This window comes from Paraburkholderia nodosa DSM 21604 (genome assembly GCF_000519185.1).
Lineage (GTDB): Bacteria > Pseudomonadota > Gammaproteobacteria > Burkholderiales > Burkholderiaceae > Paraburkholderia > Paraburkholderia nodosa.
The window spans coordinates 1-14,597 of record NZ_JAFA01000030.1; the positions used below are offsets into that span (position 1 = coordinate 1).

Below are 14,597 nucleotides of genomic sequence, written 5' to 3' on the forward strand. Positions count from 1 at the left end.
GTCGCGACCCGGTATTGCACCGCCGTCGTACTGACGTTTCGTGAGTTGGCTCGCGTTGGACACCGAAGAGACGGTTTCGATTTCGAATGCTTCGACANTTGAGGTACGGCCGGAAGATACAGCCCGCCGTCCGGTTCGTGGGGCGTGTCAACGCTATCCGCTTGGACGGTCGCCAGGTCGCTTACGGCCCCGTCGATTTTGGACTTTGCCAACTGACAAGACCGCGCAACCGGCCGTTGTACCTTGGAAGCCGCCGTTGCGCCGACCTTGGCGCGTAAGTCCGCTCAGGGTCGAGCCAGTCAAACGAAGCGGCCGCGCCCCGCTCGTACCGTCTGCGTCGCAACCGACAAGGCGGGCTAGAAACGGAGAACCGCTTCCTTCCGACACTTCCTATCCGCAGCGCGTGCATCGCGCGTTTGTCGCGCTGGTCGGCTGAACAAAGGGAACTGTGGCGGGAGTATCAGGGGGAATGGCGAAGCCGCGTGCTTGCGTAAGCGAAAGGGCGGCACCGCCAAAGGCCTGGCTTACTGACCCGGTTCTTTGATGGTCAGTGCGTTCTTCACCGATGTCACGCCGGGAACGCCCTGAGCGACTTGAGCGGCCTTGTCGACCTGCGAGGAATCCGGAACGGTGCCTTCCAGCGTCACCGCGCCACCGCGAGCGCGAATCACAATGTTTTCCACTTTGATGTCCTTCGCGTGCTCCAGCGCGGCACGCACTTTCTTCTCCAACGCGTGGTTCGCCTGCTTCGACGATTGCGAAGTGGCCGGCGCCGTGCCCGTATCGTTCCCCTGGGCCCATGCGCTGACAGAAACGGCGACGAGCAGTGCGCCACCGGCTAGCTTGATTGCCTGAGTAGCCTTCATTCACTTTCTCCTTTTTCAGAGTTGCTACGAATCCGAACAGTGGTCTCACAGATACACAAACGGAACGTTGGACAAACTATGACTACTCGTACTCAGTGCAACGCTGCTAAAGGTGTGGGGCCGATTTCGCCAAGCCGACGTTGCAATACAACTGCCCCGGCTGCCTGCGGGCAGGCAATGTGTTTCCAACTTTATGTTTTCACCAGCCAAACCGCTGCATTGGCGACTCAAAACTTTTCGCCTACTTCGAAGGGATATATGGCGATGCCCACGCAGCGATACAACGTGCCACATACTCTGCATCTTTGCTGCCGCTGAGTAGATGGTCAGACTGATCCAGCGATATGAAACTCTTTGGATGTTTCGCCGCAAGGAAAATCTTCTGCGCCTGGTCAATGCTAACGGTGTCGTCCAGAGGAGAATGGAAAACTAGTAATGCCCTCTTCAACCTAGCGACTTTCTCTTCCAGCCGGTGTTCGTTAACGTCCTCGAGGAATTGACGCTTGATTGTGAAATCCCTACCGGCAAGCTGTACCGTCAAGGTGCCGAGCCTTTCGATTGATTCGATGCTGTCCTTGAACAAATGCTTAATATGCCGCACGTCGCCAGGAGCCCCGATCGTAACGACCGCTTTTGATTCCGGTATGTCGGAAGCCGACGCCAAAACTGCCGCGCCACCCAAGCTATGACCAATCAGTAGGGTTGGGGCCTGATGTGCCCTCCTGAGGAAATCCGCTGCCGCCAACAGGTCGCTAATGTTGGAGGAAAAGTTACTGTTGGAGAAATCGCCGTCACTGTTGCCAAGCCCTGTAAAGTCGAAGCGAAGTACGGCAATCGACTGCTCAGTCAGCGCCCGTGCGATCTTCGACGCGGACTTCAGGTCCTTACCGCAAGTAAAGCAATGTGCGAACAGCGCATATGCGACAGGTTTGTCAGGAAGCTCAAGGAGTCCGGCTAGTGATTCGCCTTGAGCGTTCTCGAAAATAATCTTCTGTTTAATCATCGCCGAGGTGTCGCATAGGTGTGAATTCAGTGCAGCCTTAAAGTTGAATACCGGCGTTTCGAAAGCGGAAAGCAAGCTAAATGCTGTCAAAAAAAGAGGGAACTGTCTGGCACAGAGATTCGTCGTCGGATCGGAAGTGTTCGAATACAGTATAGGACCTGCGGCACGGGGCCTTAGAGAGAGGTTGAATCTGATATCGTCGAGAAAGGGCCCCGACGCTGTTGCGCTGGCCCGCGTACCCAACGCGGAGTCCGCGGCCGCGGGTATGAACGCGTCTTTAGAACATCGTGCGAAGTCCGACTGCCACGCCCACCTGATTAGTCCGGCCAATGGTGTTGGTCGGAACGCCCTCACCGTTGACCCCGCCCGGGTAGTCGGCAGAGAAGGCGCCTGTGCCGCGCGCGAAGTCCGTGATCCCGTAGACTTCCGTGCGCTTCGTGAACGAGTATTCGGCGAGAACGGTAGCCGATTGGTTCACCCCTCTGCCGAGCGTGCCGTCGAGCAGTTCAGCATTGCGCGTCTGCCCATAGTAGTAGGCGAATGTGAACAGCAGCGCAGGGATGGCGTGCCAGTTCACACCGACGTACCAGGTGTCGTCGATACGGTTGGGGCTGCCACCCTTCAGTGTGGGCGCGCCCGATTGCTGCATGTAGCTGTCAGTCAAACCGGTCTGGTCCTGACCCCGCAGCCAGCCGGCCAGCAGGCGGATTTCATGGGTGACCTGAAACGCGCCGCTAATGTGCAGGAAATTGGTTTTGGCGCCATTGATTGAGCTGCCGACGCTGCTGCCGACCGAAGAGCCGGTTGCAGATGTCGGCACCGAGACCTGCTGGAAGCCTGCGTTGAGCATGGCAGGGCCATAGGTGTACGTCACTTCCACGGCATAGGTGGCGCCGAGACCGACCGCGCCCGGCTGGTTGCCAAAGCCGTAAAGGGCATTGACATCAAGGCCATCGAAGCTGCCCTTGTACTTGACCGAGTTGTCGACTTCGAGGTAAGGGCCTATGCCGTTATACATCCAGCTGTTTTGCCAATAGTTGCCAACGGTCAGCGGGTCGAAGATATCGCCCAAGGTGTCGTAGGCCGGCGCATATTGCCTGCCAAAGGTCAGCGAGCCCCACGTTTTGTTCGACAGACCCACGAAAGCCTGCCGGCTGAACAGTGTGCCGGGGACGTGTAGCTGCCCATTGAAGGCTTCGAAGCCGTTCTCGAGGCGGAAGACTGCGGACCAGCCGTCGCCCAGATCCTCACTACCCCTCAAGCCCCAGCGGCTGTGGGTTTCCGGGCCGGACGTCATCGCGACCTGATCATTGCCACCCGGCCCGGCATTCGTCTGATAACGGATGGCTTCATCGACGATGCCGTACAGCGTGACCGAGCTTTGTGCGAATGCCAACGACGCCACGACAGCGAAAAGCGCGCCCGTGGCGCTGGAAATAAGTATTTTTTTCATTAGCAATCCACAGTAATTGGTTAACTGACTGGGGAAAGGCTTTCCAGGCGCGAACAACAAGACCGTGAACGGGAGCGTAACGTGTCATTTCATTGAGGCACAGATATTCGTTACGGGTTGTTGTTTATTTGCTGTATCGGGACAGGCATGTGCCAATCGTCTGACAATTAGAAATGCAGGATAACGGCCTTTCGGTTGACGTTGACGCGCTGCGCTGTCCACCGGCACGAGCGCACAGATTCTTCAATCTCGCGATTGATAGCAAACTTTCGAGCATGTGATCGGACGCGGCGACTTGTGCAGGATATCTGTGAGGGCTCTCACGTCGGGTCACGGACAATCGTCAAACGCTGGACGCGCCGCGTGTAGTAGTCGATCATCAGATCGCCCGGGACGTTGCCTTCTTCGGTACGCATGCGCGCGAGCACGACGCGGTGATCGCGTTCCGAAATGGGCGATATCGGCGATCGAGAAATCTTTCTCCGCGACGCTCAGGAAGGGCGAACAGAAGCACGCCGATTTCGTCGTCCGGCGCTCATGGCATCAGGCTGCTGTATAGTTGCGCGGTCGTTTGCGCGGAGTGCGATAGGTCTCGCGTTCAGCAGCGCCGCGAGCGTTCCCTCCCCCATCCCGAGACACAGACCGCATGGATCGCCTTGCCGCAATGGAAACCTTCGTCGCCGTCGTCGAGGCGGGTTCGTTCTCGGCTGCGGCGCGACGGCTTCAGATTGGACAACCCGCCGTGTCGAAGTCGCTCGCGCAGCTGGAAGAGCATCTGAACGCCCGGCTCCTGTTGCGCTCGACCCGGGGCCTGACGCCCACCGACGCAGGCCAGCGGTTCTATGAACATGCGTGCCTCGCGATTGAAGAAGCCGATCGCGCGGAACATTCAGTGCGTGAATCGTCCGAGGGACTTACAGGGCGGCTGCGCGTGGGCGCAGCCGTCACGTTCGCGCGGCTGCACGTCATCCCTGCGCTGGGCGCGTTCCTCGAGCAGCACCCCAAACTTGACGTGGAGATCGTGATGGACGACCGTCCGATCGATCTGCTCGAAGAAGGCGTCGACGTCGCGCTGCGCATGGGACGGCTTAACGACTCAGGGATGACTGCGCGTCGTGTCGCAAGCGGAAGAAGGCTGGTGGTCGGCACGAAGGCGTACTTCTCGCGGCATGGCGTGCCGCATACGCCCGCCGATCTCAGCCAGCATCAGGCCATCGTTCACGCGATGCGCAGCGGTGGCGATGCATGGGCGTTCGGGCACGCGGACGGCACCGAAGCCGCCGTCACGGTGTCGGGCCGTGTGCGGGTCAGCGCCGCCGAAGGAATGCGCGCCGCTGTGCTCGCGCATATGGGACTGGCTGTCGCGTCGGAATGGATGTTCGCACCGGAACTCGCCGACGGCACCGTCCAGGCGGTCCTCACGGACTGGACGCTACCGGGCGTCGACGTGTGGGCCGTCTTTCCGTCGGGACGCATGGCAACGACGAAGGCGCGTGCCTTCGTCGCCTTCGTGGAAAGCCTCTTTGCCGCGAAGGACGCGAAGCCGGCCTCAGATACCGGCCTTGCCGATTGACGCCCCGCCGTCGACAAAAAGCGTCTGCCCGGTGATGAAGTCCCCCTCGTCCGAAAGCAGGAACGCGATCGCCGCGGCAATCTCATCCGGCTTGCCGAAGCGCTGCATCGGCACAGCCGAAAGATAGCGCTGCTCGCCTTCGCTACCCGGCGGATTGTTGGCGCGAAACAGTTCCGTTTCGGTGGGACCGGGCGCGACCGAATTGACCGTGATACCCGTCGTCGCAAGTTCCAACGCCCATGTGCGGGCGAAGCTTACGAGCGCGGCCTTTGCCGCAGCATAGGCCGTGCGCTGCGTCATGCCCAGAATGATGAGGCTGGAGATATTGACGACGCGGCCCCAGCCGCGCTCGCGCATGCCGGGCAAAAACGCCTGCACTGTCTGGATCGCGGGATGAAGGTTCACAGAGAAGACTTCATCGAGCGCATCGAGATCGATTTCGCCGACGCGCTGCGGGCGGACCAGGCCCACGTTATTGACGATACCGTCCACGCGATGGCGTTGCGCCAGCTCGCGTAGTGCCGAGTCGGTCGCAGAGCGATCACCGACGTCCAGCCTGACGAGCTCGCCAGGAAACGCCGCTTGCGAACGAGCGATCCCGATAACGCGATGCCCTGCCGCGACGAGTCGCTCGCTGAGCGCGAGGCCGATGCCTTTGGTGGCGCCGGTCACCAGGAAAGTGCGCTTTGTCATGATGGTGATTGAGTCCGAGAGAAGTACGGGAAAAGAAAAGCCACCCGAAGGTGGCGTCAAACTGCGCGTTCGCTCACGCATTCGCGTTCGCGCGCTCCAGTACCGGGAGCATATCGACCGGATCGGGACGATGCGTGTAGTCGGGATTAACTTCCGAATACAGCACGATTCCATCCTGACCGATCACGTAGCGCGCCGGCATCGGCAGCGTCCACGCCGGGTCGGCGTTGAACGCCGGGAGATCGTTTTTCAGCGCCTTGTAGAGATCGACCAGGTAGTCGGGCAGCGCGAAACGCAGACCAAATGCGGCACCGACCTCGCCGTTCGTATCGCTGAGCACCGGAAAGCCGAGCTTGTTATCGCGCACCGACTTACGGCTGTTCACGGCCGTCTGCGGCGAAATGGCCACGACGCTCGCGCCATATCCCTCGATCTGCAGCAGCACTTCGTTGATCGCCTTCAGTTCGATGTTGCAGTACGGACACCACACGCCGCGATAGAACGTGATAACGAGCGGGCCTCGACGCAGCAGTTCGGCTGACGACACCTCCTTGCCGTCCTGATCCTTGAGCGTGAAGCTGGGCGGTGGCGCGCTCCATGATCGGGTGAATTCCGGGCGGTGCGTAGTACGGCGGCTCGCCGCCCTTGAAATCCGCCTTGAATGCGTCGAGTTCGTCTTGCAGTGACATGCTGTTCTCCAGTATCGGGTGATCGAACCTGCGCTCAGGCGCCAGCCGCAACCGTCGTCTGCGGCCTGGTCCACTCGTTGCCCTTCATGAAGGCATCGTAAGGCGTATGCACGATGTGATTCGTGTAATTGCTCATCACCTTCGTCGCCACGCCGAGAATCACTTCGAACACGTTGCGACGCGTGTAGCCGGCGGCGAGAAACGCGTCAACGTCCGCATCGGTGACGAAGCCGCGCTCACGCACCACGACTGTCGTGAAGCGATGCAGCGCTTCGAGCTTCGCGTCGGGGAGTTCGGTACCGGCGCGCAACGCGTCGATCACGGCCAGGTCCATCTTGATCATCTTCGCGAGCGTGCTGTGACCGGCCATGCAGTAATGGCAGTCGTTCTCGAAGTTCGAGGTCAAATAGACGACTTGCTGTTCGTGAGGCGTCAGCGCGCTTTTTGCAAACAGATCCCACAGCGCCGAGTAGCCGGCCAGCAATTCGGGCGATTCCGCCATGAAGGACTGGAGATTGGGTACGAAGCCGAAGGCGGCTATCGTGGCTTCGAGCTGGGGCTTCGAGCCGGCCGGAGCGGTGTCGATGGTGTAGGCGTTGAAGGTGTTCATCGTTGAATCCTCACTGGGTTGACGGTGAACACATGGTCGGCCAAACGCCGCACCGCAAGAAGGCGGGCGGCGCTCATAGAAGTTATTCCCTTTCGGAATAGGCCTTGTGCGGGGCGGTCTCAGCGCTCCGCCATATTGCTGACGTAGCAGTCGGCGCGCCTCAACGCCAGCAATGGCCGACAGCTCTCTGACTACGGCCGTCTGCGCTTGGACGTAGCGAATCGCCTGTGGCACCGAAATGATTACACTTGAGTCGTTAATCTGAAAGTCGGAGACAATTGGCTCGAACCCGGCACGCGGCTTCACGGATACAACCCGCGCGATTCGAGGATCTTCTGTTGCATGCAAGCAGTCGGCCCGGAGTTCCAGGGACGTGCTCACATTACTCAATGAGTCCACCATGTACAAAACGCAACACGTCGCTAGAACCGGCATACTTATTGAAATGATTTCGTCGGCAACTTTGAGCCCACCAACCGACAGCAAAAATCCATCAAGATATCGGCTTGGTATTCCCCTCTTCCTTTCGGATGGTGCGATACCTGAATAGCGTCCCTTTATGACGATTACGGTCGTAAGTTGCAGTGAATATTCGCCTTGCGCGCGCTTACTTACAGTGGCACAGCCACGCCGACACCGACGAAACGTTCATCGTGCTCGAAGGCGAGCTGCGCATCGACACACGCGAGGGACCCATCGTCGTGCGTGCGGGCCAACTGGCCGTCGTGCCGAAGGGCGCCGAACACAAGCCCTGAGCAATCGGCGAAGTGAAGCTCCTGCTGATCGAGCCGCGCGGCGTGGCCAACACCGGCGACGGCGCGCGCAGCGAACGCACGGTGGAAAACGATCTCTGGATCTGAGTGCTGCCTAGCCTACGGAGGAAACGCGATCGCTCGTGGGTGCGTCCCAAAGCAATCGCGAGACCTCCCGCTAACGCGTCAGGTAAGGACTCTCATGGCCCGGCTCATAGGGCCGCGCCTTGATTTCCATGCGCGCAATGCTCTGGAGATGCACCTCGTCGGGGCCATCGGCGAACTTCAATGCACGCCCCCAGGTCCAGCTGTCCGCCAGCGGCGTGTCGGGGCTCAGCCCCATCGCGCCGAAGGTCTGGATCGCGCGCTCGCATACGGCGGTGTGCACGCCCGGCACGAGCGCCTTGATCATGGCGATTTCCTTGCGCGCCTCCTTCGCACCCACGTTGTCGATCATCCAGGCCGCCTTCAGCACGAAGAGCCTGGCCTGATCGATTTCGATACGCGACTTCGCGATCCACTCGCCAACGGAGCCGTGTTGATAGAGCTTCTTGCCGAACGCCGTGCGCGCCTGCGCGCGTTCGATCATCAGTTCGAGTGCCAGTTCGGCGGCGCCGATCGAGCGCATGCAGTGGTGAATGCGGCCTGGTCCCAGACGCGCCTGGGCGAGCGCGAAGCCGCTGCCTTCTTCGCCGAGCAGATTCGAACGCGGTACGCGCACGCCCTTGAATTCGATCTCGCAGTGGCCTTCGGGCGCCGTGTGGTTGACTACCGTGATATTGCGGATGATCTTCACGCCCGGCGTATCGCGCGGCACGAGAATCATGCTTTGCTGACGGTGCGCGGGCGCGTCCGGATCGGTTTTGCCCATGACGATGAACAACTGGCAATTCGGGTGCGCCGCGTTCGTGATGAACCATTTGAGGCCGTCGATCACATAGTCGTCGCCGTCGAGTCGAATCGATGTGGTGATATTGGTCGCGTCCGAGGACGCCACTGCGGGCTCCGTCATCGCAAACGCCGAGCGGATCTTGCCATCGAGCAGCGGCTCGAGCCACTTCGTGCGCTGCGCGGGCGTGGCGAACATATGGAGCAGTTCCATGTTGCCCGTGTCCGGCGCATTGCAATTAAACACCTCAGAGGCCCACGACACGCGCCCCATGATCTCGGCCAGCGGCGCGTACTCGAGATTGGTCAGACGCGTGCCCGGCTCGTCGTCGCGCAGATGCGGCAGGAACAGGTTCCAGAGGCCTTCCGCACGCGCCTTCTCCTTCAGGTCTTCCATGAAGGAAACGGGATACTGCCCCGCGCTCACTTCTTCGTGCCATTGGTGGATGCGCGGCACGATATGCGCGTCCATGAACGCGCGCAACTGCGTGCGCAGCGCTTCGACTTTCGAGCTATAGGCAAAGTCCATCTTGCTCTTCCTTGAATCGTGGTGAATGTCGTGCGGCGCGTGGGTCGATAACGCGCGCCGCTCCCATCGTCAAATCGTCAGGCCACCGTCCACGACGATGCACTCGCCGTTGGTGTAGCTCGCCGCGTCGGAGACGAGATACAGCACGGTGCCGGCCATCTCGCGAGGCTCCGCATGGCGGCGCAGCGGAATCTTCGTCATCCAGCTTTCGTACATGGCCTGGTCTTCGAACAGCGCCCCGGCGAATTTCGTCTTGGTGAGACCCGGCAGCAGCGCGTTCACACGGATGCCGAGCGGCCCGCACTCCTTGGCGAATGCCCGCGTCATGTTGACCACGGCCGCCTTGGTGATCGAATAGATGCCCTGCTTGTCGCCGGGCTGCAGTGCATTGACGGAAGCCGTGTTGACGATTGCGCCGCTGCCGTGCTCGCGCATCAGCTTGCCCGCCTCGACCGACATAAAGAAGTAGCCACGCAGGTTGACCTCCACCGTCTTTTCAAACGACGAAAGATCGGTGTCGAGAATGTGGCCGAAATATGGGTTCGCCGCCGCGTTATTCACGAGGATGTCCAGCCGGCCATGTTTCGAGCGGATGTGCTGGAAAACGCCTTGAATGTCGTCGAGACGCCCCACGTGGCACGGATACGCCTCGGCGCTGCCGCCCGATTCCCGGATGCCGCGCGCCACGGTTTCGCAGTCGCCGAGCTTGCGGCTCGACACGATCACATGGGCGCCCTGTTCTGCCAGCAGCTTCGCGATCTCTTCGCCGATGCCACGGCTCGCGCCAGTGACCAATGCAATCTTTCCGCTCAGATTGAACAAATTAGTAGTCACAACTGTCTCCTCAATGTAGTCGCGTGTCCGCGTCAAACGCCGGGCATCAAATGACGTCGACGCCCATCTTCGCGAGCGCACCGGCCATTTCACCGACCTGGCGCGCCTTCTCATGCGATGCGTTGCCGCCCAGCGCACGCTTTTTCACGCCCTGCGCAATCGCCGCGAGCCGGAAGAAGCTGAACGCCAGGTAAAAATTCCAGTTCCTGATCGATCCGATATCCCGCAAGCTGCAATACCGCTCGACGATCGCGGCCTCGTCCGGCACGCCAAGCGCTGCCCTGTCCAGCCCCGCGAGACCGCCGATATGGCCTTTGGGCGGCAGCCGCAGGCACATGCAGAAGTACGCGAGGTCGGCGAGCGGATTGCCGAGCGTGGAGAGTTCCCAGTCGAGCACGGCGCGAACCGTCGGCGTGCTTCGGTGGAAGATGAGGTTATCGATGCGAAAGTCGCCGTGCACGAGCGAAGGCTTGCCCGCTTCGGCCGGACAGTGCGCCGGCAGCCAGTCGATCAGCGCTTCCATGGCGTCGAGGTCGTCGGTCTGCGCCGCGCGATATTGCTTCGTCCAGACTTCGATCTGCCGTGAGAAGTAGTTGCCCGCGCGGCCGTAGTCGGCGAGGCCAACGGACTCGACATCCACATCGTGCAAAGCCGCCATCGTGCCGATCAGCGCGTCGTACACGGCGTGACGCTCATCAACGGGCAGCGCGGGCAAAGCTGGATCCCAATAGATTTCGCCCTCTTCAAAGCTCATCACGTAGAACAGGCTGCCAATCACGTCGCGATCCTCGCAAAGATGCAAGGCCCGCGCGACAGGAACCGGCGTGTTGCCGAGCGCGCTCAGCACGCGGAATTCGCGGTCCACGGCATGCGCGGACTTGAGCAGTTCGCCCGGCGGCTGACGCCGCAGCACATAGCGGCCGCTTTGCGCTTCGAGAAGAAACGTGGGGTTCGACTGTCCGCCAGCGAACTTCTCGACGACCATCGGCGCCTGAAAGCCGGGCACGTGCGCGGCCAGATAGCGCGCGAGTGCATCGACATCGAACTGAAGACTTGCATTCATCATGGAGCGGGAATCCGGATTCGCATCAGCCATAGGTGACGTGTTCGCGCCTCTCGGCCTGTTCGACATGCGGCAGGGTGTTGAAGGTGACCAGCGACATCGCGCTGTCATTGAAGACGTACTGGCTCACGCTGCTGTTGCGGATCTGCATGTTGAGCGCAATCGCGGCCGCAGCCGGCGCCTGCAGAACCTGCTGGGTGAACACGGCAATCGGCCCGCCTGAACTCACCACCAGAATCCGCTTGCCGCCGCCGCGCTGAATGGCGAGACGTGCATGCTCGCAGCGCGCATGGAACTGCCGCCAGGTCTCGGGAACGCGCCCGGGCAGCTTATCCTCCGACCAAAGCTGCAAGACCTGCTTGAGTCCCTTGTAGAAGGGCTTCATCGAGCCTTCGGCCAGCAGGCCGGGCACCAGACCGCTCTCGCCGAGCGCAGAAAACAGGGCGTGAAAATCGTACTCGTTCAGATCCGCGTCCTGCACGATTTCCGCGGGCGCGCCGCCCATCGCGGTGAGCAAGGCGTCCGCAGTCTGTGCGTGCCGCCGCATCGTGCCGGTCACGACGCGATCGAACGTCAAGCCTGCCTGCGCGCAGTATTCGCCCAGCCAGCGCGACTGAGTGCGGCCGCAAGCTGAAAGCTCGTCATAGTTTTCGGCGCCGAGTGACGCCTGCCCGTGCCGTACCAGGTAGAGTTCCGCCATGCCAACCTCGTCTGAACATGACGGAAACGATACTGGGACACAGGCTATTCAGGAAATTTATTCTGGTGATACTGCGTCATAACGATTCGTGACACCTACGGTCTTTGCTTGCGCATGAGGCGGCCAATCTGCTCGCGCAGCCAGCGATGAGCCGGATCGGCCGTGACGCTGCGGTGCCAGTAGCCATGTGTCTCGAGATCGGGGAGATCGAACGGCAGCGCCAGGATGCGTGCGTCATAGCGCTTGAGCAACATGAGCGGCGCGGTCAGCACGAGATCGGTGCGCATCGCGATCAAGGGCGCGACGAGATAATGCTGAACGCGGGTCTGGATAGTGCGCCGGAGTCCCAGCTTGTTGAGTTCGGTATCGACGAGACCGGGTCCCTGCCGGCGGCTGGACACATGGATATGGCCGAAGCGCAGGTAGTCGTCGATCGTGAGCTTCCTCTTCGCGAACGGATGGTCCTCGCGAAGCATGCACGCGTAACGGTCGCGGCCCATCGGCTCCTGCTCCAGGTACGGATCGTCGATGAGCGGCGCGTCGATCGCCAGATGGACCGCGCCGCTCGCCAGCGCTTCGGGAACGTCGCGGCGCGTCGTGAAGTAGCTCTCGATGCGGATGCCTGGTGCAAGACGCTGCAACACTTCTTCCAGCGCAGGAAGCAGCATTGTCTCGGTCAGGTCGTTCATGCTGAGCCGGAAGGTTCGCTGCGACGAGGCCGGATCGAAGCGTTCACCGGCATGGGTGCTCGAATCGAGCAACTGCAGCGCCTCGCGCACGCGCCCAATGATGTTCTCGGAGACGGGCGTGGGCATCATGCCGGCCGGCGTGCTCACGAACAACGGATCGTCGAATGCCTTGCGCATGCGCGCGAGCGCGTTGCTCACGGCGGGCTGCGTGATGAAGAGCAACTCCGCCGCGCGCGTGAGGTTGCGCGTTCGATAGACGGCCTCGAACACGACGAAGAGATTCAGATCGACTTTGGATGGGCGCATGGCCGGAGCCTAACCGGCCCATCGCAGCGCCGTCAATCGAGGGCGTGATCGAGCGCGGATCGCGTCGCGTCCAGTGTCAGTCCGCATACCCCGGATAAGTTCGATCGAGCCGGCGCAGCAGACCGGGCCAGACGAGCGCCCCTGGCATGACGCCGCGCGTCACCGCCACGATCTGCTGCTTGAAGCCGTCGAGAATGGGCTGCGCGATTGGCGTCAGCTTAGCGCCGCCCGACTGCGCGCGCACCTGGATCATGCAGGCCGCCTCGAAGAAGTACATCGCGACAAAGGCGTCCGCCGGCGTGCTGCCGACGGTCAGCAGCCCGTGATTACGCAGCATCAGATACGTTTTGTCGCCGAGGTCTCGAACCAGACGCGGCTTTTCGGCTTCGTTCAGGGCAAGGCCCTCGTAGTCGTGATAACCGAGCGACGCCAACACCCCGAGAGACTGCTGCGAGAGCGGCAGCAGTCCCGCCTCCTGGGCCGACACGGCAACGCCGTTGATCGAATGGGTGTGCATCACGCAGTGCGCGTCGTCACGTGCTGCATGCACGGCGCTGTGGATCGTGAAGCCAGCCGGATTGATGTCGTACGGCGACTCGCTGACCTTGCGGCCGTCGAGGTCGATCTTCACCAGGGAGGACGCCGTGATTTCCTCGAACATCATGCCGTACGGGTTGATCAGGAAATGATGCTCCGGGCCGGGCACGCGCGCCGAGATGTGGGTAAACACCAGATCGTCCCAGCCGAACAGCGCGGTGAGGCGATAGGCAGCTGCCAGATTGACTCGCGCCTCCCATTCGGCGGGTGACACGTCGTTCTTGACATTGACACACGGTGAAGCCATGTCGACGCTCCTTGGTTGGATTTGGTGAAATCGAGAGAGTCCTCATGATGCGTGCGAACTCGCCGAAAGATTGTCGGCCAGACGACAACTCCATTCAAGCGCGGCCGGCACATGCCATTCGATACCGCTCGTCTAAGGCATCGCCTTGCGATCCCATGGCGGTTCGTCGCCAAACGTCCCAGCAAGGTAATCGACAAACCGGTGCACCTTGAGCGGTATGCGGCGCACGCCCGGATACACCGCCTGGATCGCCAACTCGCTCGCGCGATAGTCCGGCAGCAGCGCCACCAGTTCGCCGCGCCCGAGGTGCTCGCCGAACACGAAGGTCGGACCATACGCGATGCCGGCTCCGGCCAGCGCGGCGCCGAGCAGCATCTGCGTATTGTTGGCCGCCATCCGGCAAGGTCCGTCGATGACGTGTGCGCGGTCGCTCGCATCGAGTAAGGTCCAGTCGTCAGCCGACACGGCCTCGCTGAACGCGAGGCGCTGCGCGCGCCGCAAGTCGTCAGGGGTGCGCGGCGTGCCATGGCGCTCGAGATACGCGGGCGACGCACACACGACCATCCGGCACGGTGCAAGCCGGCGCGTCACGAGTCCCGGGTCCTGCAGCCGTCCGATCCGGATCGCGACATCGACGCCCGCATCGATGAGGTCAACGTAGCGGTCGCTGAGCAGCACTTCCACGTTCACGTGCGGATGGTCCTCCAGATAGCGTGCGGTGGCCCCGCCCAGATGCGTCGCGCCGAACGTCACCGGGGCGGCGACGCGCAGCACGCCGCGCGCCGTGCCCTGGGAATCGCTTGCCTCCCGATTCGCTTCGTCGAACGCTTCGAGAATCCGCTTGCAGCGCTCGTAGTAGGCGTGGCCGACATCGGTCAGGCTCAGGCGCCGCGTCGTTCGCTGGAGCAGCCGCGCATTCAGTTCGGCCTCGATTGCGCTCACGTGCTTGCCGGCCATCGCCGCCGACAGACCGAAGCGCCGCGCCGCGGCGGCGAGGCTGCCCTCCTCTACGGCGGCGACAAATACGCCGAGACTCGTCAGTCGGTCCATTGCATCCTCCGATTCGATAATCCGATTATCGTCTGACCACACTGGAACGGCAATT

At 61.5% G+C, this 14,597-nt stretch carries 13 protein-coding genes and 2 pseudogenes; 2 read left to right on the top strand and 13 right to left on the bottom strand.

Annotation, left to right across the window (positions count from 1 at the left end):
- Positions 1–524: 524 nt before the first annotated feature.
- The 3 genes from A3CW_RS0131990 to A3CW_RS0132000 form a co-directional block, all read right to left on the bottom strand.
- On the bottom strand, positions 525–866 hold the full coding sequence (locus tag A3CW_RS0131990; protein ID WP_028207207.1) for a BON domain-containing protein: 342 nt from the start codon (positions 864–866) through the stop codon (positions 525–527).
- A 241-nt stretch (positions 867–1,107) separates the two neighbouring features.
- Positions 1,108–1,944 (bottom strand): alpha/beta hydrolase, encoded by an 837-nt coding sequence (locus tag A3CW_RS0131995; RefSeq protein WP_322787974.1) that lies wholly within the window; start codon positions 1,942–1,944, stop codon positions 1,108–1,110.
- Between the two features lie 202 nt (positions 1,945–2,146).
- Entirely contained in the window at positions 2,147–3,322 is a 1,176-nt protein-coding gene (locus A3CW_RS0132000; protein ID WP_028207209.1) for a porin, read from the bottom strand.
- A gap of 646 nt (positions 3,323–3,968) precedes the next feature.
- On the opposite strand from A3CW_RS0132000, the gene A3CW_RS0132010 reads away from it, so the two are divergent.
- Positions 3,969–4,895, top strand: a complete 927-nt coding sequence (locus tag A3CW_RS0132010; RefSeq protein WP_028207210.1) for a LysR family transcriptional regulator — start codon at positions 3,969–3,971, stop codon at positions 4,893–4,895.
- On the opposite strand, the gene A3CW_RS0132015 is transcribed toward A3CW_RS0132010, so the two are convergent.
- From A3CW_RS0132015 to A3CW_RS0132025, 3 genes and pseudogenes are all read right to left on the bottom strand, one after another.
- On the bottom strand, positions 4,872–5,588 hold the full coding sequence (locus A3CW_RS0132015; protein ID WP_028207211.1) for an SDR family oxidoreductase: 717 nt from the start codon (positions 5,586–5,588) through the stop codon (positions 4,872–4,874). The two genes, A3CW_RS0132010 and A3CW_RS0132015, sit on opposite strands and share 24 nt — an antisense overlap.
- A 73-nt stretch (positions 5,589–5,661) precedes the next feature.
- Positions 5,662–6,277, bottom strand: a pseudogene (locus tag A3CW_RS48185) (peroxiredoxin-like family protein).
- Between the two features lie 34 nt (positions 6,278–6,311).
- A complete protein-coding gene (locus A3CW_RS0132025) occupies positions 6,312–6,887 on the bottom strand; it encodes a carboxymuconolactone decarboxylase family protein (protein ID WP_028207212.1) in 576 nt (191 codons plus the stop codon).
- 617 nt (positions 6,888–7,504) lie between these two features.
- Here A3CW_RS0132025 and A3CW_RS48190 point away from each other — a divergent pair.
- Positions 7,505–7,747, top strand: a pseudogene (locus tag A3CW_RS48190) (cupin domain-containing protein); the annotation flags it as partial.
- 70 nt (positions 7,748–7,817) lie between these two features.
- Here the strand turns inward: A3CW_RS48190 and A3CW_RS0132035 are convergent.
- The 7 genes from A3CW_RS0132035 to A3CW_RS0132065 form a co-directional block, all read right to left on the bottom strand.
- Positions 7,818–9,056, bottom strand: coding sequence for an acyl-CoA dehydrogenase family protein (locus tag A3CW_RS0132035; RefSeq protein WP_028207213.1), 1,239 nt, complete (start codon positions 9,054–9,056; stop codon positions 7,818–7,820).
- A gap of 69 nt (positions 9,057–9,125) precedes the next feature.
- On the bottom strand, positions 9,126–9,890 hold the full coding sequence (locus A3CW_RS0132040) for an SDR family oxidoreductase (RefSeq protein WP_028207214.1): 765 nt from the start codon (positions 9,888–9,890) through the stop codon (positions 9,126–9,128).
- 46 nt (positions 9,891–9,936) lie between these two features.
- On the bottom strand, positions 9,937–10,956 hold the full coding sequence (locus A3CW_RS0132045) for a phosphotransferase (protein ID WP_028207215.1): 1,020 nt from the start codon (positions 10,954–10,956) through the stop codon (positions 9,937–9,939).
- Positions 10,957–10,978: 22 nt separating this feature from the next.
- A complete protein-coding gene (locus tag A3CW_RS0132050; RefSeq protein ID WP_028207216.1) occupies positions 10,979–11,653 on the bottom strand; it encodes a histidine phosphatase family protein in 675 nt (224 codons plus the stop codon).
- 95 nt (positions 11,654–11,748) lie between these two features.
- On the bottom strand, positions 11,749–12,648 hold the full coding sequence (locus A3CW_RS0132055) for a LysR family transcriptional regulator (RefSeq protein WP_028207217.1): 900 nt from the start codon (positions 12,646–12,648) through the stop codon (positions 11,749–11,751).
- Positions 12,649–12,724: 76 nt separating this feature from the next.
- Entirely contained in the window at positions 12,725–13,492 is a 768-nt protein-coding gene (locus A3CW_RS0132060) for a class II aldolase/adducin family protein (RefSeq protein WP_028207218.1), read from the bottom strand.
- 132 nt (positions 13,493–13,624) lie between these two features.
- On the bottom strand, positions 13,625–14,542 hold the full coding sequence (locus tag A3CW_RS0132065) for a LysR family transcriptional regulator (RefSeq protein ID WP_028207219.1): 918 nt from the start codon (positions 14,540–14,542) through the stop codon (positions 13,625–13,627).
- Between the last annotated feature and the right edge of the window lie 55 nt (positions 14,543–14,597).